18 protein-coding genes are annotated in these 17,235 nt (G+C 64.9%); 10 read left to right on the forward strand and 8 right to left on the reverse strand.

Annotated features, from left to right (window positions below; translation table 11 throughout):
• Window positions 1-51: 51 nt before the first annotated feature.
• Both I6F37_RS04995 and I6F37_RS05000 read left to right on the forward strand, forming a co-directional pair.
• Complete coding sequence (locus tag I6F37_RS04995; RefSeq protein WP_036045899.1) at window positions 52-942, forward strand: crotonase/enoyl-CoA hydratase family protein; 891 nt, start codon at window positions 52-54, stop codon at window positions 940-942.
• A 131-nt stretch (window positions 943-1,073) separates the two neighbouring features.
• On the forward strand, window positions 1,074-1,526 hold the full coding sequence (locus tag I6F37_RS05000) for a hypothetical protein (protein WP_225150494.1): 453 nt from the start codon (window positions 1,074-1,076) through the stop codon (window positions 1,524-1,526).
• Here the strand turns inward: I6F37_RS05000 and I6F37_RS05005 are convergent.
• The 3 genes from I6F37_RS05005 to I6F37_RS05015 form a co-directional block, all read right to left on the reverse strand.
• On the reverse strand, window positions 1,515-2,489 hold the full coding sequence (locus I6F37_RS05005) for an NADPH:quinone oxidoreductase family protein (RefSeq protein WP_225150495.1): 975 nt from the start codon (window positions 2,487-2,489) through the stop codon (window positions 1,515-1,517). The genes I6F37_RS05000 and I6F37_RS05005 overlap by 12 nt on opposite strands.
• Window positions 2,489-3,097: a 2-hydroxychromene-2-carboxylate isomerase gene (locus I6F37_RS05010; protein ID WP_036046191.1), complete on the reverse strand. Its 609-nt coding sequence runs from the start codon at window positions 3,095-3,097 to the stop codon at window positions 2,489-2,491. Before I6F37_RS05010 ends, I6F37_RS05005 begins: the two co-directional genes overlap by 1 nt.
• Before the next feature lie 136 nt (window positions 3,098-3,233).
• Window positions 3,234-3,935 (reverse strand): glutathione S-transferase N-terminal domain-containing protein, encoded by a 702-nt coding sequence (locus tag I6F37_RS05015; RefSeq protein WP_225150496.1) that lies wholly within the window; start codon window positions 3,933-3,935, stop codon window positions 3,234-3,236.
• Window positions 3,936-4,053: 118 nt separating this feature from the next.
• Here I6F37_RS05015 and I6F37_RS05020 point away from each other — a divergent pair, with 118 nt between their 5' ends.
• Window positions 4,054-5,076, forward strand: coding sequence for a methionine synthase (locus tag I6F37_RS05020; protein ID WP_109143281.1), 1,023 nt, complete (start codon window positions 4,054-4,056; stop codon window positions 5,074-5,076).
• Between the two features lie 25 nt (window positions 5,077-5,101).
• Here I6F37_RS05020 and I6F37_RS05025 read toward each other — a convergent pair whose 3' ends face one another.
• The 3 genes from I6F37_RS05025 to I6F37_RS05035 are packed head-to-tail and all read right to left on the reverse strand — an operon-like array spanning window position 5,102 to window position 7,089.
• The gene (locus tag I6F37_RS05025) at window positions 5,102-5,764 is read right to left on the reverse strand and encodes a hypothetical protein (protein ID WP_225150497.1); all 663 of its coding nucleotides are present in this window, start codon (window positions 5,762-5,764) and stop codon (window positions 5,102-5,104) included.
• Between the two features lie 23 nt (window positions 5,765-5,787).
• Window positions 5,788-6,315, reverse strand: coding sequence for a xanthine phosphoribosyltransferase (gene gpt, locus I6F37_RS05030; protein ID WP_036015348.1), 528 nt, complete (start codon window positions 6,313-6,315; stop codon window positions 5,788-5,790).
• 36 nt (window positions 6,316-6,351) lie between these two features.
• Window positions 6,352-7,089, reverse strand: coding sequence for a molybdopterin-binding protein (locus I6F37_RS05035; protein ID WP_036046217.1), 738 nt, complete (start codon window positions 7,087-7,089; stop codon window positions 6,352-6,354).
• Between the two features lie 278 nt (window positions 7,090-7,367).
• On the opposite strand from I6F37_RS05035, the gene I6F37_RS05040 reads away from it, so the two are divergent.
• The 6 genes from I6F37_RS05040 (at window position 7,368) to I6F37_RS05065 (ending at window position 12,990) form a co-directional block, all read left to right on the forward strand.
• Window positions 7,368-8,786 (forward strand): circularly permuted type 2 ATP-grasp protein, encoded by a 1,419-nt coding sequence (locus I6F37_RS05040; RefSeq protein ID WP_036015353.1) that lies wholly within the window; start codon window positions 7,368-7,370, stop codon window positions 8,784-8,786.
• Window positions 8,787-8,790: 4 nt separating this feature from the next.
• Window positions 8,791-9,735: an alpha-E domain-containing protein gene (locus I6F37_RS05045; protein ID WP_036015356.1), complete on the forward strand. Its 945-nt coding sequence runs from the start codon at window positions 8,791-8,793 to the stop codon at window positions 9,733-9,735.
• Window positions 9,736-9,932: 197 nt separating this feature from the next.
• Window positions 9,933-10,781, forward strand: coding sequence for a transglutaminase family protein (locus I6F37_RS05050; protein WP_036029799.1), 849 nt, complete (start codon window positions 9,933-9,935; stop codon window positions 10,779-10,781).
• A 65-nt stretch (window positions 10,782-10,846) separates the two neighbouring features.
• Window positions 10,847-11,254: a carboxymuconolactone decarboxylase family protein gene (locus I6F37_RS05055; RefSeq protein WP_225150499.1), complete on the forward strand. Its 408-nt coding sequence runs from the start codon at window positions 10,847-10,849 to the stop codon at window positions 11,252-11,254.
• Between the two features lie 192 nt (window positions 11,255-11,446).
• Window positions 11,447-12,205: a proteasome-type protease gene (locus I6F37_RS05060; protein ID WP_036015360.1), complete on the forward strand. Its 759-nt coding sequence runs from the start codon at window positions 11,447-11,449 to the stop codon at window positions 12,203-12,205.
• A gap of 26 nt (window positions 12,206-12,231) precedes the next feature.
• Window positions 12,232-12,990: an SDR family oxidoreductase gene (locus tag I6F37_RS05065; protein WP_036029803.1), complete on the forward strand. Its 759-nt coding sequence runs from the start codon at window positions 12,232-12,234 to the stop codon at window positions 12,988-12,990.
• Window positions 12,991-13,231: 241 nt separating this feature from the next.
• On the opposite strand, the gene I6F37_RS05070 is transcribed toward I6F37_RS05065, so the two are convergent.
• Window positions 13,232-14,470: an MFS transporter gene (locus I6F37_RS05070; protein WP_225150593.1), complete on the reverse strand. Its 1,239-nt coding sequence runs from the start codon at window positions 14,468-14,470 to the stop codon at window positions 13,232-13,234.
• Between the two features lie 160 nt (window positions 14,471-14,630).
• Between I6F37_RS05070 and I6F37_RS05075 the strand changes: the two genes are divergently transcribed.
• Entirely contained in the window at window positions 14,631-15,881 is a 1,251-nt protein-coding gene (locus I6F37_RS05075) for a NupC/NupG family nucleoside CNT transporter (protein ID WP_225132683.1), read from the forward strand.
• Window positions 15,882-16,001: 120 nt separating this feature from the next.
• Here the strand turns inward: I6F37_RS05075 and I6F37_RS05080 are convergent, their stop codons facing one another.
• Window positions 16,002-17,201 (reverse strand): rhomboid family intramembrane serine protease, encoded by a 1,200-nt coding sequence (locus tag I6F37_RS05080; RefSeq protein ID WP_225150501.1) that lies wholly within the window; start codon window positions 17,199-17,201, stop codon window positions 16,002-16,004.
• Window positions 17,202-17,235: the final 34 nt, after the last annotated feature.

Here is a 17,235-nt window from a genome sequence, read left to right on the forward strand (position 1 = left end):
CCGGAATGACGTGCTAGAGAGAGCGACAAAGAAACAGGGAAGGAAACCACCATGGCGTATGAGACGATCAAGTACGAGGTCGCCGATCAGATCCTCACCATCACGCTGAACCGGCCCGACAAGCTCAACGCCTTCAACGCGCAGATGCAAGCCGAACTGATCGACGCGTTCGACACCGCCGACAAGGATGATAACGTCCGCGCCATCATCGTCACCGGCGCCGGCCGCGGCTTTTGCGCGGGCGCCGATCTCTCCTCCGGTGCCGACACGTTCGATCGCGACGCGCGGCGCGGGCCGGTCAAGCGTTTTGCCGACGGCAAGGTCGACTATAGCGACCCGCAGGTGCGTGACGGCGGCGGCCAAGTGACGTTGCGCATCTTCAAATGCCTCAAGCCCGTGATCGCGGCGGTGAACGGCCCGGCCGTCGGCATCGGCGTCACCATGCAGCTTGCAATGGATATCCGCATCGCCTCGGAGGCTGCGCGGTTCGGCTTCGTGTTCTCCCAGCGCGGCATCGTGCCCGAGGCGGCCTCGAGCTGGTTCCTGCCGCGCATCGTCGGCATCTCGCAGGCGCTGGAATGGTGCTATTCGGGCCGTGTCTTCCCGGCGCAGGAAGCGCTTGCGGGCCGCCTCGTCAGCAAGGTCGTGGCCCCCGATGATCTGCTGCCGACCGCCCGAGCGCTCGCCAAGGAGTTTGCGGCAAAGACCGCGCCGGTGTCGGTCGCGCTGATCCGCCAGATGATGTGGCGCATGATGGGCGCCGACGATCCCATGGAAGCCCACAAGGTCGACAGCCGCGGCATCTACGCCCGCGGCCGCTCGGACGACGTCAAGGAAGGCGTGGTGTCGTTCCTGGAGAAGCGTCCCGCGCACTTCAAGAACAAGGTGTCCACCGACATGCCGGATTACTTCCCGTGGTGGACGGAGCGCGAGTACAAGTGACGAGCGCGTAGCGCGCCGTAACGCGCAACTCGGCTGTTTGATCCATGCCAAGTGCGCATGGACAGTCGGTCGACAGGCCTGCTGCATCGCAAAACCACCTTGCGCTATCGTTCGCATCGCACAGGGAAGCGATGCCGATGCAACTTTGCCTGCGAATGGCGGCTCTCGCGCCACTCGTCCTTGCCGGCTGTGCCGAGCAGGACGCCGAGTGGGCGCAGCGCGGACGAGCCAGCTTGATCGATCTCGACCAGTCGGCGATCCGCATGTGCGCCGGCCTGCCGGCCGGAACCGCCAAGGACGGTTCGGGCGAGATCTGGATGTACGAGCACGCGGCGAGCCCTCCCGGCGGCATCGCGCCGCCCACGCTCACGCTTCCGCCCGGCCTGAATATCGGAGGCCAGGCGCCTTCGGGCTATTGTCGCGTGCAGTTGCGCTTTGCTCGCGGCAAGGTCACCGAGGTGCAATATGCCGGGAATACCGACATCGGAAATGCGCGTGACGCCGTCTGCGGCCAGATCGTGCGGACCTGCCTCGGCTATGCGCCGGGCGGCCGCGACACCGTCGCGCGGACGTCACATCAGTAGCGCGACGCGTCCGATCGCCTTGCGGTCGATCAGCAGCCGCATCGCCTTCGCGTAGTCTTCCAGCGGCAGGCGGTGCGAGACGTTGGGGCGCAGCTTGCCCTCCTCCGCCCATTGCAAAAGCGCCTTCAGGCGGACCTCGCCGAGCGCAGGATTCTTCCGCACCGCTTCGCCGGCGCGTACGCCGAGCACGCTGGCGCCCTTGATCAGCAACAGATTGGTCTTGGCCGAGCCGATGCCGCCGGTGAAGCCGATCACCAGGAGCCGCGCGCCCCAGGCGATGCAGCGCATCGAGTCTTCAAAGACCTCGCCACCGACGGGGTCGAACACGACGTCGGCGCCGCGGCCGTCGGTGATGCGCTTGACGGCATCGCGGAACGGCTCGCGGTCGTAGCGGATGAGATGATCGGCGCCGCGCGATTTCGCGATTCCGAGCTTCTCGTCGCTGGAGGCGGTCGCGATCACGGTCGCACCCAGCATCTTGCCGATCTCGACGGCGGCAAGGCCGACGCCGCCGCCGGCACCGTGGACCAGCAGCACCTCGCCCGGCGCGACCCGGCCGCGATCGATCAGCGCGTGATAGGCCGTGCCGTGGCCGGCGAGATAAGTGGCAGCCTCCGCATAGTCGAAGGTGGACGGCATGGGAGTGAGCTGCGACGACGTGACCACCGCTTCATTGGTGAAGGCACCAAAGCGCATCTTCACGATGACCTTGTCGCCGACGGCAACGCCGCTTGCCTCCGATGCCACCTCGATGACGTCGCCGGCCGCTTCCATGCCCGGCGTGAACGGCAGCTCCGGCTTGAGCTGGTATTCGCCGGCGGCCATCAGCACGTCGGGGAAGTTCAGCCCGGCGGCGCGGATGGCGACGCGTACCTCGCCCGGCCTCAGCGCGCGGGGCGGAAACTCCTCCAACAGCAAACGCTCGGGCGCGCCGAGCTCGCGGCAGACGACGGCGCGCACCATCAGGCCGCGCTCGCCTTGCTGCGCTGAAGCGCTTCGCGGATCAGCGGCAGGCGGTCATTGCCGAAATACATGTCGGTCTTGTTCACGAAGATCGTCGGCGAGCCGAAGCCGCCGCGTGCGATGACCTCCTCGGTATTGGCCTTGAGCTGGTCCTTGATGCCCTGCTCGGCAATGCCGGCGAAGAACTTTTGCTCGTCGATGCCGACCTTCCTGCAGATCTCCGCGAGCACCGCGTCCTGCGAGATGTCCTTGTCCTCGCCCCAATAGGCCTCGAACACTGATGTCGCGAACGGCACCATGTCCTGACCGAGCCAGAGGCAGCCGCGCATCACCTTGACGCTGTTCACCGGGAACACCGTCGGTGGCATCTTGATGGCAAGACCCGCGGAACGTGCCCAGTCGGCGAGGTCCTTCTTCATGTAGCGCGCCTTAAGCGGCACCGGCTTCTCGCGCTGCGCGTAGACGCTCGGATTGACCGAATTGAAGATGCCGCCGACCAGGATCGGCCGCCAGGTGATGTCGGCTCCGAACTCCTTGGCGAGCGGTTGGATGTTGTGGAAGGCGAGATAGGTCCAGGGGCTGGAACAGTCGAAGAAGAATTCGATCATGGGGGTTTCCTTATTGTTGTCATTCCGGGGCGCGCCCCTTTGGGCGCGAACCCGGAATCCATTTCGCCTCTCGTTACGCTGCCCGATGGATTCCGGGCTCGCGACTTCGTCGCGCCCCGGAATGACGGATGTGGCACTACTTCCTTCCCAACACTTCCTTAGCTCTCTGGCCGAACATGATCTTGCGTGATTCCTCGTCGAACGGCTCTTTCACGAATTTTCCGATCGCAAGCCCCGCCTGCACCTGCGGCCTTGCCCGGACCTCGGCATACCAGCGTTTCACATTGGGATAGTCGTCGAGCGTAAAGCCTTGCGCCTTGTGCGTCATGGTCCAGGGGAAGCAGGCGATGTCGGCGATGGAATAGTCGCCGGCGACATAGGCGCCGGTCCTGGCCAATTGGCGATCGAGCACGCCGTAGAGCCGCGCCGCCTCGTCGCGATAGCGCTCGATTGCGTAAGGGATCTTCTCGGCCGCATAGAGCGCGAAATGGCCGTGCTGGCCGAGCATCGGCCCGAGGCCCGCCATCTGCCACATCACCCACTGGATCGTGGTGGAGCGGCCGCGCCAATCGGCGGGCAGGAAGCGGCCGGTCTTCTCCGCGAGATAGATCAGGATCGCGCCGGTCTCGAACGCCGAGAACGGCGCGCCGCCATCAGCGGGCTCGTGGTCGACGATCGCGGGAATGCGGTTGTTCGGAGAGATCGCCAGGAACTCAGGATTGAACTGCTCGCCGGCGCGGATATTCACGGGGATCACCCGATAGGGAAGCCCGAGCTCCTCCAGCATGATCGAGATTTTCCAGCCGTTCGGCGTCGGCGCGTAATAGAGGTCGATCATGGGCCTTCCCTTGCGCCGTCCCTATCGCTGCCGCCAGCCAATGACGACTTTTGTTGTTCTGTACCTCGACGTTAGGACATGGCAGGAAGGGGCGCAACAATCTGCCGGGAGGGCCGCCATGCTGTTTCCAACCACGATCGCCGGCTCCTTGCCGAAGCCGGAATGGCTCGCCGAGCCGAACATGCTCTGGGCGCCCTGGAAGTCCGAAGGCGACGAGTTGCTCCGCGCCAAGCGCGATGCGACGCTGATCTGGCTGAAGCTCCAGGAGGACGCCGGCATCGACATCGTCACCGAAGGCGAGCAGGCCCGGCAGCACTTCGTGCACGGTTTCCTGGAGAAGATCGAGGGCATCGATTTCGCCCACAAGGTCGAGATGGGCATCCGGAAAGACCGCTACAAGGCGATGGTGCCGCAGGTGGTCGCGCCGCTGCGGCTGAAGGACCGCGTCCATGCCTTCGAGGCGCGCGTCGCGCGCACGCACACCAGGAAGCAGCTGAAATTCACCCTGCCCGGCCCGATGACCATCATCGACACCATTGCCGACCGCTACTATGGCGACCGGGTCAAGATGGCCTTTGCCTTCGCCGAGCTCTTGAACGAGGAAGCCAGGGCCTTGCAGGCCGACGGCGTCGATCTCGTGCAATTCGACGAGCCCGCCTTCAACGTCTACATGGACGAGGTCAACGATTGGGGCATCAAGGCGCTGGAGCGCGCCGCACAGGGCCTCGCCTGCGCCACCGCCGTGCACATCTGCTACGGCTACGGCATCAAGGCCAATACGGACTGGAAGGAGACGCTCGGCAGCCAATGGCGGCAATACGAGCAGATCTTTCCGGCCATCGACGCAAGCCCGATCCAGCAGGTCGCAATCGAGTGCCGCAATTCCAAGGTGCCGCTCGACCTGCTCGCGCTGCTCAAGAACAAGATTGTGCAGGCCGGTGTCATCGACGTCGCCAGCGATACGGTGGAGACGGCCGAGGACGTCGTGAAGGTGATCGAGGCGGTGTCGCAATTCGTGCCGAAGAGCAACATCATCGCCACCACCAATTGCGGCATGGCGCCGATGCGGCGCGAGATCGCCGAAGCCAAGCTGATGGCGCTCGGCGCCGGCGCGGCGCTGGCGCGCGAGAGGCTGGGATGATGGCGGTGATCCGCAGGTCGCTCGGCTAGTCCGGAGCGGTCGGATGCAACGCCGGTCGATATCCGGCGCTGAACGCCCGTAATGTGGATGGAGGCGTCAGCAGCATCGCACTCGATAGTTCGTGCTCGGTACGGGCATAGCCGGCTGGCGACCAAAGCAGCGGCCGGCCTTTCGTCACAAGATAGCTCTGCTCGCCCTGCTGCACCATCACGCCATCGGGTAAGTCTGCGAGCGGCCCTCGCAGTGGGTGCAGGCGCTTACGGCCGCGATCCAGACGCTCCAGGTGCAGCTTTGCGTCCATCGACTTTGCGCTCACCTTGCTTGCGCCGTTTCCCCTCTCCCATGCCGCGCGAAACCGGTGGGCATCGTCACGCCGGCAGAAGAAGCATGGGCGATGTCCGGCAGCAAAGGCGGTGGCTTCGTCGAGAAAGAACAGCTCGGTCCAGCTCCGCCGCGCCATCACCGGCCGCCGCCAGCCGCGGAATTCGCACAGGCATGTGATCCAGGCCGGCGTCGACCAGCGCTTCTTCAACAGCGTCTTCGTCGCGGGATCGTGGATGATGCCGCGATTGCCGGTGAACAGGCCGCGGTGTGGGGTGGCGATGATGTCGCCGGTGGGCGTGACTCGGTTCTGGAGGGGGCGAGTGGCGAATGGCGAATGGCGAATGGGGTCGGTGTTACTCGCCATTCGCTACTCGCCATTCGCTCTGGTCACGCCGCGCCGTCGCGCAGCGGCGGGTGGTAGGACAGTGCTGTGTCCCAGGGGAAGAAGATCCAGGTGTCCTGCGAGACTTCGGTGATGAAAGTGTCGACCAGCGGGCGTCCCATCGGCTTGGCGTAGACGGTGGCGAAATGCGCATCGGGCAGCATCTCGCGCACCATCCTGCCGGTCTTGCCGGTATCGACGAGGTCATCGACGATCAACAGGCCCTTGCCGGTGCCGCCGCCGAGCGTCATTGTCGCCTCGGAAATGCCCTTGAGCACCTGGAGCTCGCCCTGCTTGTTGTGGTCGTAGCTGGCGACGCAGACCGTATCGATGACGCGCACCCCTAACTCGCGCGCCACGATCGCGGCGGGCACCAGGCCGCCGCGGGTGATCGCAATCACCGCATGGAACGGACCGACCTCGTTGAGCCGCCAGGTCAGCGCCCGGCAATCCCGGTGGAACTGGTCCCACGAGACGGGGAAGGCCTTGCCTGCCCGCTCCTGCGCACTCAGTTCCGGTGCTTCACCAGCCATCGCCTGTCTCCTGCAATCTCGTCCGGCAATTCCCTGCTAGCGGTTGACGTTCAATCCCGCCAGCATTTCCTTCACCGCGGCCATTGCCGCCGCGAGCTTCTCGGGATCGCGCGAGCGCACCACCAGATTGGTGTTGGGCTTCTGCTCCTCGTCCATGAAGGGATAGCTGCCGATGATGGTGTCGGGATGGGCGGCGGCGATCGCCCGCAGCGGGCCGCCGATGTCGCCCTCGCGCGCATTGGCGCGGACCGAGTCCGACAGCATGCGCACGCCGGACTTCAGCTTGGGCGAGACGATGTCCATCATCGCCTGCATGATCGAGGGCACGCCGGCCATGACGATGACGTTGCCGATCTTGAAGCCGGGGGCGAGAATGGTCGCACTCTGGATCAGCTCGGCGCCGTCGGGGATGCGGGCCATGCGCAGCCGGGCCTCGTTGAGGTCCTGCTCGCTCCAGCGCTCGCGAAAGCGGGCGACGACCTCCGGGTGATGGTCGATACCGACGCCGAACGCCTTGGCCACGGCATCAGCGGTGATGTCGTCATGAGTCGGCCCGATGCCGCCCGTGGTGAAGACGTAGGTGTAGCGATGCCGCAATGCATCCAGTGCAGCGATGATATCCGGCTCGTCGTCGGAGACGATGCGGACCTCCTTCAGGTCGATGCCGATATTGGTCAGGTATTCGGCGATGAAGCCGATATTCTTGTCCTTGGTCCGGCCGGACAGGATTTCGTCTCCGATGACCAGAATGCCCGCCGTGACGATCTCGCTCATGCCTTAAGTCCCTCACCTGTGACGCCGACTTTGCCGAGGTAACGCGTTGAAGTCACGCGGTTTTGCTTCTGAAATAAGCAGTCTTCAGCCATTTTTTCAGGCACGCCGCCGGCCGTCGCCGGCAAATGCCCCCTCTCCATGCTTATCGCGCTGGCCCGGCCCTTGCTACCACATGAAAGTCATGCACTGTTGACGCATGGCCACAGGACGTTGCGGTCTCATCAAGGCCGACGCGAACTGGCGCATGGCGCAACGCCTGGGGAGACAAGTCGGGATCTATGGCAGTCGCGTTTGACGAAATGAACATTCCCGGCGGGGACCTCCGCCCCGCCTATCAGGAGCTGGCGCGCTGGCTCAAGGAGACGCCTCCCGAGGCGCTCGAATATCGCCGCCAGGAAGCTGAGCTGCTGTTTCGCCGGATCGGCATCACCTTCGCGGTCTACGGCGATTCCGAGTCCACCGAGCGCCTGATCCCCTTCGACGTGATTCCGCGGATCATGTCCGGCAAGGAATGGGCGCGGCTGGAGAAGGGCCTGAAGCAACGCGTGCGCGCGCTCAACATGTTCCTGCGCGACATCTATCACGGCCGCGACATCCTCCGCGCCGACATCGTGCCCGACGATCTGATCTTCCAGAACCCGGTGTTCCGGCCCGAGATGAACGGCCAGCAGGTGCCGCACGACGTCTACGTGCACATCGCCGGCATCGACATCGTCCGGGTCGACGCCGAGGACTTCATCGTGCTGGAGGACAACGCCCGCACGCCGTCGGGCGTGTCCTACATGCTGGAAAACCGCGAGATCATGATGCGGCTGTTTCCGGATCTGTTCGCCCGCCACCGGGTGGCGCCGGTCGAGCGCTATCCGGACGAGCTGCTCGCAGCGCTCCGCTCGGTCGCGCCGCAAAGCGCCTCCGGCGAGCCGACGGTGGCGCTGCTCACCCCGGGCGTCTACAATTCGGCCTATTACGAGCACTCCTTCCTCGCCGACAAGCTCGGCATCGAGCTGGTCGAAGGCCGCGACCTCGTCGTCAAGAACAACGAAGTGTTCATGCGGACGACGGAAGGGCTGAAGCGGGTCGACGTGATCTATCGGCGCGTCGACGACGACTTCCTCGATCCCCTCACCTTCCGTCCCGATTCGGTGCTCGGCGTGCCCGGACTGATGTCGGCCTACGCGGCCGGTAACATCACGCTCGCCAACGCCGTCGGCACCGGCATCGCCGACGACAAGGCGATCTACTCCTACATGCCCGACATCGTGAAATTCTATCTCGGCGAGGAGCCGATCCTAAAGAACGTGCCGACCTGGCGCTGCCGCGAGCCGAAGGACCTCGCTTATGTGCTGGACAATCTAAGTGAGCTCGTCGTCAAGGAAGTGCACGGCTCCGGCGGCTACGGCATGCTGATCGGCCCCGCCGCGACCAAGGCGACGATCGAAGCGTTCCGCGACAAGCTCAAGCGCGAGCCGGAAGGTTTCATCGCCCAGCCGACCCTGGCGCTCTCGACCTGCCCGACCTGCACGGCGTCGGGCCTCGCTCCACGTCACGTCGATCTTCGCCCCTTCGTGCTCACGGGCAGCAAGAGCACGACCATCGTGCCGGGCGGGCTCACCCGCGTCGCGCTCAAGGAAGGCTCCCTGGTGGTGAACTCGAGCCAGGGCGGCGGCACCAAGGACACCTGGATTCTGGACGAGTAGAGAGATGCTGTCGCGTACCGCCGAAAACCTCTACTGGCTCGCCCGCTACGTCGAACGGGCCGAATATCTCGCGCGCACCATCGATGCGACGCTGCGCGTCACCGCGCTTCCCGCCGCCTATATCGGCAAGACCAATGAATGGGATTCGGCGCTGCTCACGGCCGGGGTCGCCGCGAGCTTCTATCAGGCCTATGAGGAAGCCAACGAGCACAACGTCGTCGAGTATCTCTCGTTCTCCCAGAACAACCCGTCCTCGATCCGAAACTGTATCGAAGCGGCGCGGCTGAACTCGCGCTCGGTGCGCACGGCCCTCACCAGCGAGATGTGGGACACCATCAACTCGGCCTGGATCGAGCTTCAGGCGGTGTGGAGCAAGGGCACCTCGACGCGCGAGGACCTCGCAAAATTCCTGCGCTTCGTGCAGGAGACCTCGCTGCGTTTCGACGGCTCGGCCTATCGGACCATGCTGCGCAACGACGCCTATTGGTTCTCGCGCATGGGCGTGCACCTTGAGCGCGCCGACAACACCGCGCGCATCCTCGACGTGAAGTATCACGTGCTGCTGCCCGAGGAGGAGCATGTCGGCGGGCCGCTCGACTTCTACCAGTGGAGCTCGATCCTGCGCTCGGTCTCGGCGCTGACGGCCTATCATTGGGTCTATCGCGAGACGCTGAAGCCCTGGCTGATCGCGGACCTCCTGATCCTCAACGACACGCTGCCGCGCTCGCTCGCCAGCTGCTACGGCAACCTCGTGCGCAACCTCGACCAGATCGGCGTCGCCTATGGCCGCCAGGGCCCGGCCCAGCGCCACGCCCGCGGCATCCGCAACCGGCTGGAACACAGCAATATGAACGACATTTTCCAGCATGGCGTGCATGAATTCATTCAGGAATTCATCGCGGACAATTCCAGGCTGGGCGAAATCATCACGAAGCAGTATTTGATCTAATGTCGCTCGACTGACGACAGGGGATATTGTCATGGCCGGGCAAGAGCGCGAAGCGCGTCTTCGCGCTAGATGTCCCGGCCATCCACGTTCTTGCTTTTGCGCGACGAGGAAGAACGTGGATGCCCCGGGACAAGCCCGGGCATGACGAGCTTCTTTGCGACGGCAGTCACGCCTTACAACAAACGACACGGTCCACCATGCGCCTGCGAATCCAGCACACCACGACCTATCGCTACGAGCCGCCGGCCACCAGCGTGATCCAGATCCTGCGCATGACGCCGGGCAGTCATGACGGGCAATACGTCGCGGAATGGCAGATCGACGTCTCCACCGACACCAAGCTCGACATGCATGAGGACGCGTTCGGCAACGTCACCCACGTGCTGTCCTGCGGGCCCGTCGGCGACATCCAGATCATTGCCGAAGGGCTGATCGAGACCCACGACACCGGCGGCGTGCTGCGTGGCAGCGATGAGCGCTTTCCCCCCGGCATGTTCCTGCGCGTCACCGACCTCACCTCGGTCAATCCGGCGATGACGGCGGTCGCGCGCCAGTTGCGCAGCGAGGCCGAGAGCGACACGCTGGGCTTCCTGCACACGCTGATGACGCAGGTGGCCGATCACATGACGTTCGACGAGGACCCGACCAACAGCGGCACGTCCGCAGCGGAGGCGTTCACGCTCAAGCGCGGGGTCTGCCAGGACTACGCGCACATCTTCATCGCCTGCGCCCGCGCCGGCGGCGTGCCGGCGCGCTTCGTCTCCGGACATTTCCTGCGTGCGGACGACACGGTGCACCAGGACGCCGGCCATGCCTGGGCAGAGGCCTACGTGCCCGATCTCGGCTGGGTCGGCTTCGATCCCGCCAACAGCATCTGCGCCACCGACGCGCATGTCCGCCTCGCGATCGGGCTTGACTATCTCGGCGCGGCCCCGGTGCGCGGCACGCGCTACGGCGGCGGCACGGAAACGCTGACGGTGGCGGTGAAGGTCGAACAGGCCGGCCGCGGCGGGCAGTCGCAATCGCAATCCCAGCGGCAGAGCTAGGAGCCGCCAGCCGAACACATTCGGCGTGCTACAATCGCGGGATCGGATCAACCCGCGAGGTAGCCATGGCGACTGTGAAACTGCTTTCGGATGATGAACTCTCGACTGAAGCGCGAGCCGTTTTCGACGACATCCGTAAAGTGCGGAAATCGGACTTCGTCAACAATTTCTGGCGCGCGCTGGCGCACGATCCGAAGACGCTGCGGCGGACCTGGGAGAGCATCAAGGAGGTGATGGCTCCCGGCGCGCTCGATCCCAAGGTCAAGGAAATGCTCTACGTCGCGGTGTCGATCGCGCATGGCTGCAGCTATTGCATCCACTCCCACACGGCCGCGGCACGGGCCAAGGGCATGAGTGAGGCCGAATATGGGGAGCTGCTCGCCATCGTCGGCATGGCCGCGGAGACCAACCGGCTGGTGACGGCGCTCGGCGTGCCGGTTGATGAGGCGTTTCTGGTCGACGCAGCTGACTAGCTTGCCGTCTCGCACCGTCATTCCGGGGCGCGCGTAGCGCGAACCCGGAATCCATCTGGTCGCAGAGTTGGTGGAGGAATGGATTCCGGGCTCGCGACTTCGTCGCGCCCCGGAATGACGGGCTTAATCGGGGGTTGGAGTGGCCCTTGAAATTGGCTAGTAATTCCGCGCAAACGCGTTCGGGGACTGGAAATGACCTATTGCTGCGGAATCCTGGTTCGGGACGGTCTGGTGATGATCGCCGATACCCGCACCAATGCCGGCCTCGACAATGTCTCAACCTTCCGCAAGCTGCACATCTTCTCCAAGCCCGGCGAGCGCATCATGGCGATCGCCAGTGCCGGCAACCTCGCCATCAGCCAGTCGGTGCTGTCGACGCTGACCGAGGGCCTCGAAGATCCCAATACGGGCGAGATCGAGACGCTGATGAACGCGCCGACCATGTTCCAGGCCGCCCAGCGCATCGGCCGGGCGATCCGGGCGGTGCATGCCACCGAAGGGCCGGCGCTGAAATCCGAGGACGTGTCCTTCGACGTCTCCTTTCTGTTCGGCGGCCAGATCAAGGGCGCGCGGATGCGCCTGTTCATGGTCTACACCGCCGGCAATTTCATCGAGTGCACCACCGACACGCCGTACCTGCAGATCGGCGAGCACAAATACGGCAAGCCGGTGCTCGACCGTGCCATGCATTACGACGTCGAGCTCTACGAGGCGCTGAAGACGGGCCTGATCTCGATGGATTCGACGATGCGCTCGAATCTCGGCGTCGGCCTGCCGATCGACGTGCTGGTGGTGCGCAACGATGCCTGCGAGGCCGATCTCAACCACCGCATCGAGGCAGGCGAGCCCTATTTCCACGACCTGCGCTCGCGCTGGTCGGCGGCCTTGCGCGCGGCGCATCAGAACATTCCGCGCCCGCCCTACAAGAACGACAAAGAACCCAAAACCTGACAGCAGAAGAGAAAAGGCAGGAAACGATGAGTGAAGCGAAAAAGATCGCATTGGTGACGGGCGCCGGCACCGGCGTCGGCCGCGCGGCGTCGCTGGCGCTGATGAACACCGGCTTCACCGTGGTGCTCACAGGCCGCCGGCTCGACATGCTCGAGGAGACGGCAAAGCTCGGTCCCGCGGGAAAAAGCCTCTGCGTCACCGCCGACATGACCAAGCCGGACTCCATCGCCGCGCTGTTCGACAAGGTGAAGGCGACCTACGGCCGGCTCGACGTGCTCTTCAACAATGCCGGCATGGGCGCGCCGGCCGTCAACTTCGAGGATCTCAGCCTCGAGCAATGGCAGGCCGTGGTGAACACCAACCTCACCGGCCCGTTCCTGTGCACCCAGCACGCCTTCCGCATCATGAAGGATCAGACCCCGCGCGGCGGCCGCATCATCAACAACGGCTCGATCTCGGCGCACGCGCCGCGGCCATTCTCGGCGGCCTACACCTCGACCAAGCACGCCATCACCGGCCTCACCAAGGCCAGCAATCTCGACGGCCGCATGTACGACATCGCCGTCGGCCAGGTCGATATCGGCAATGCCGCAACCCCGATGACCGACCGCATGGTCAACGGCCCCGGCGTGCTGCAGCCCGACGGCACCACCAAGCACGAGCCGCGCATGGACGCGAAAGCAGTCGGCGATGCCGTGGCCTACATGGCCAGCCTGCCGCTCGATGCCAACGTGCTGACCATGACGGTGATGGCGACCAAGATGCCGTTCGTCGGGCGGGGCTGAACAAAAAAGCGCGAAAACAACCCCATGCACAGTAGGCGTCAAGAGGCGCCTGCTGCTGCCGGGCCGCGGGCGTGACGCGAGTTAAGTCCCCACGCCATCTCAACAATCGTCATTGCGAGCGCAGCGAAGCAATCCAGGCTGCCGCCGCGGTGAGATTCTGGATTGCTTCGTCGCATCAGCGCAAAATTGCTACGCAATTTTGTCGCGAGCTCCTCGCAATGACGTTGAGAGAGCGGAGGGCCTACTCCAGGCTCTCCACCTTGCGCAGGGCTGGAAACAGCTTCATCCAGAGCAGCGCCACTGCGACGGTGGCGACGCCGCCGAGCACAGCGGCGGGCATGGCGCCGAGCAGCGCGGCTGCCACTCCACTCTCGAACTGGCCGAGCTGGTTCGAGGCGTTGATGAACAGGAAGTTCACCGCGCCGACGCGGCCGCGCATCTCGTCGGGTGTCGACAGCTGCACCAGCGAGAAGCGGATCACGACGCTGATCGTGTCGGCCGCACCGAGGATTGCAAGCGACAGCACCGACAGCCACATCCAGGACGACAGCGCGAACACGATGGTAGCGAGGCCGAACACGATTACGGCCTGGAACATGCGGAGGCCCACATGCCGGGAGATCGCGTGGCGCGCCAGCACCATGGTCATCAGCAAGGCACCGACCGCAGGCGCGGCGCGCAGCACGCCTAACCCGACCGGGCCGGTCTGGAGGATGTCGCGGGCATAGATCGGCAGCAGCGCCGTGACGCCGCCGAACAGCACGGCGAACAAATCGAGCGAGATGGTCCCGAGGATCGCCGGGTTGCTGCGAATGAAGCGGACGCCGGCGAAGATGTTGTCCGAGTCCATCCCCTCCCTCGCGATCGCCTGCGGGCGCGGCCGGATGAAGCCGGTCAAGATCATCCCCAAGACCCAGAACAGGACCATCACGGCATAGGCAAGGTGCGGGGCGACCGCATAGGCGATGCCGCCGAGCGCAGGTCCCGTGATGGTCGCGACCTGCGCCGCCCCACTGGAGACGGCAGTGGCGCGCTGGAGCGAGCCCTGCGGCGCGATCAGCGGCAGCAGCGCCGCCGTGGTCGGGCTCTCGAACGCGCCGGCGATTCCGAGCAGGAAAGTCGCGATGAAGATCTGCACTTCGCTGACCGCGCCGAGATAGGTGATGGCCCCGACATAGAGCGCGGTCGCGGCCTCCACCAGCTGGCAGAGCTGGACGACGCGCTTGCGCTCGTAGCGATCGGCGGCGTGGCCGGCGACGAACACCAGAAGCGCGGTGGGCAGGAACTGGACGAGACCAACCATCCCGAGGTCGAACGCCGAGCCGGTGAGATCGTAGATCTGCCAGCCGATCGCGACGGCCGCGATCTGGCTGGAGAAGCGCGACAGGCTGCGCGAGAGCAGGAAGAACAGGAAAGCGGGATGGCGGAGGAGCTCACCGGCGGTGACCGGTCGATGTCCGGATATTGGCTGCTCTGGCATCGCCTCTTCGGTCACGCTCGGACCGCTCTTTCCCTCGATATCGAAGGCCCCCGGGGTGGCCGAGGTGGCCCCGCTTGTCAACACTGGTCGTTCCCGGCTGCTCCCGGCATTGCCTTTGCAACGCATGGGGGGCCATAATCATCGAGGGGCTTGAGACATCATGCTGCGCCTGCAATCTGCACTCGGCATTTTCGCATTGCTGCTGATCGCCTTCGCGCTGGCGGAAAATCGTCGCGCGGTGTCGCTGCGCCAGGCGGCGATCGGCCTTGCCGCGACCTTCGTCACCGCCCTCGTGCTGCTGAAGCTGCCGGTCGTCGCCCATGCCTTCGGCGCCATCAACGAGGCGGTCGGCGCGATCTCGGCGGCCTCGCGGGCCGGCTCCGCCTTCGTGTTCGGCTATATCGGCGGCGGACCCCTGCCCTTCGACCTGAAGGCGCCAGGCGCGGACTTCATCCTGGCGTTCCAGGCACTGCCGATCGTGCTGGTCATGAGCGTGCTCACGACGCTGCTGTTCTATTGGCGCGTGCTGCCACCGATCGTCCGCGGCATGGCCTGGCTCTTGGAGCGCACGCTCGGCGTCGGTGGCGCCGTCGGGCTCTCGACCGCTGCCAACATCTTCCTCGGCATGGTCGAGGCGCCGCTGTTCGTGCGGCCGTATCTGGCACAGATGACGCGCAGCGAGTTGTTCCTGGTCATGACCGGCGGCATGGCCGGCATCGCCGGCACCGTGCTGGTCCTATATGCGACGCTGCTGGCGCCGCTCATTCCCGACGCCGCCGCGCATTTCGTCATCGCCTCCGTGCTCGGCGCGCCGGCGGCGATCCTGGTCAGCCTGATCATGGTCCCTGAAACCTCCGACAAGCGCACCGGCGGCGCGCTGGAGGATCCGCAAATGGAGGTCGCCAGCACGATGGACGCGATCGTGAAAGGCACCAGCGCGGGCATCGAGCTGCTGATCAACATTGTCGCGATGCTGCTGGTGCTGGTGGCGCTGGTCTATCTCGTCAACGCAATCCTCGGCCTGCTCCCGCACGTCGGCGGGGCCGCGATCTCGCTGCAGCGGCTGCTCGGCCTCGTCATGGCGCCAGTGTGCTGGCTGATGGGGCTGCCGTGGGATCAGGCGATCACTGCCGGCAGCCTGATGGGCACCAAGACCGTGCTGAACGAATTGATCGCCTATGTCGACTTCTCGAAGCTGCCGCCCGATACGCTCGATCCGCGCTCGCGCCTGATCATGCTCTATGCGATGTGCGGCTTCGCCAATTTCGCCAGCCTCGGCATCATGATCGGCGGCTTAGGGGTGATGGCACCGGAGCGGCGCGAGGAGATCAACGCGCTGGGGCTGAAGTCGATCGTGTCGGGGACGCTGACGACGTGTCTGATGGGAGCGGTGGTGGGGGTGTTGGCGTAGGCTCTCTTTCCACGCGTCATTGCGAGCGAAGCGAAGCAATCCAGACATGCGTCCGCGGAGACAGTCTGGATTGCTTCGTCGCAAGAGCTCCTCGCAATGACGGCGGCGAGAATCTTTGCCTCAACCGCACAATTTCGACTTCTGCAGGATGCGACGCACCTCAGGCACCCTGGAACGGCACGGCTCGGCCGCCATGGCCTTTGCCTCGCTGGTTCGCCCCTGCACCCACAGCAACACCGCTATCAAGCCCTGCGCCCCGGAGCGCACCGGCCCACCCGCCACGTCCGAAGCTGCGAGCGACATAGCGGTTTGCGCTTCCCTCTCGGCGGCATTGATATCCGCTTGTTCCAGGAAGAAGACAGCACGGTAGACGTGAGCCCGCGCGTCTTTCGGGTAGCGGCTAACGAGATCGAGCGACCGGCTGGCCATCTCGTCGCCCTTCATCGGCACTTCCGAGGCGCGGATATAGTGCGCGGCATCGGCCATGTAGGCCGAATAATGCGCGGCGGCGAAGCCGGCGCAGATGAGAGATCCGATGGATCCTGCCAGCAAGGTCATGCTCGCGCTCCGCGGCAGGCTGTCATAGGACCAGAAGGCGAGCCACGGCGTGACGGCGAGCGCGGCGCCGGCCACCGCACCGCCTGCGTGGGCGTAATAGTTGACGTTGCCGGAAGCGCCAAAGGCCATTGGCAGCAGTGCGGGAACACCGAAGAACAGCGACGTCTTCAGCCTCGATATGGTCTGATCGGCGTCCGCTTCGGGATCGAAGCTCGCCACGAACAGCGCGGCGATCAGCCCGGTGATGGCGCCGGACGCACCGACGCCGACCGTGCCGGGACCGTTGCCCAGCAGCGAGCCGGCCTCTCCGGCCAATGCACTGGCAACGAAGATCAAAGCAAACCAGCCGCGGCCGATCAGCGACTCCAGCCTGACGCCGACGATGAACAGCGCCACGCAGTTGCTCACGAGGTGCCACCCGCTGCCATGCAGAAGCGGCGCAAGGCCGATTCGCCACCACTCTCCCCTCCCGACGACGAGATCGTAGCCGGACGCCCCCTGAGCGATCAGCGAGCGGACATCGAGATCGCCGTCCCGCGCGATGTCGATGGCGAGACTACGCTGCAGAACGAAGATCAGGAGCAGACCGAAGATCAGGCCGATGGTGAGGAAGGGGATGTCGGCCAGAAGCTTGTTGTCGGCAAAAAGCGTCTCCTCGCTGGAAGAGGGCTTCTCTATGGCGATCGGCGCGGCGGCGGCTTGAAACGATGCTCTTGGAGCTGGCGCTACTGTGCCGCGTCGGCCAAAAGTGTTGGTCGCCATGAAAGCATTTCCCGCGTTGACACAGCCTTGAGTT

The organism is Bradyrhizobium sp. NBAIM08, assembly GCF_020193935.1.
Classification (GTDB): Bacteria; Pseudomonadota; Alphaproteobacteria; order Rhizobiales; family Xanthobacteraceae; genus Bradyrhizobium; species Bradyrhizobium yuanmingense.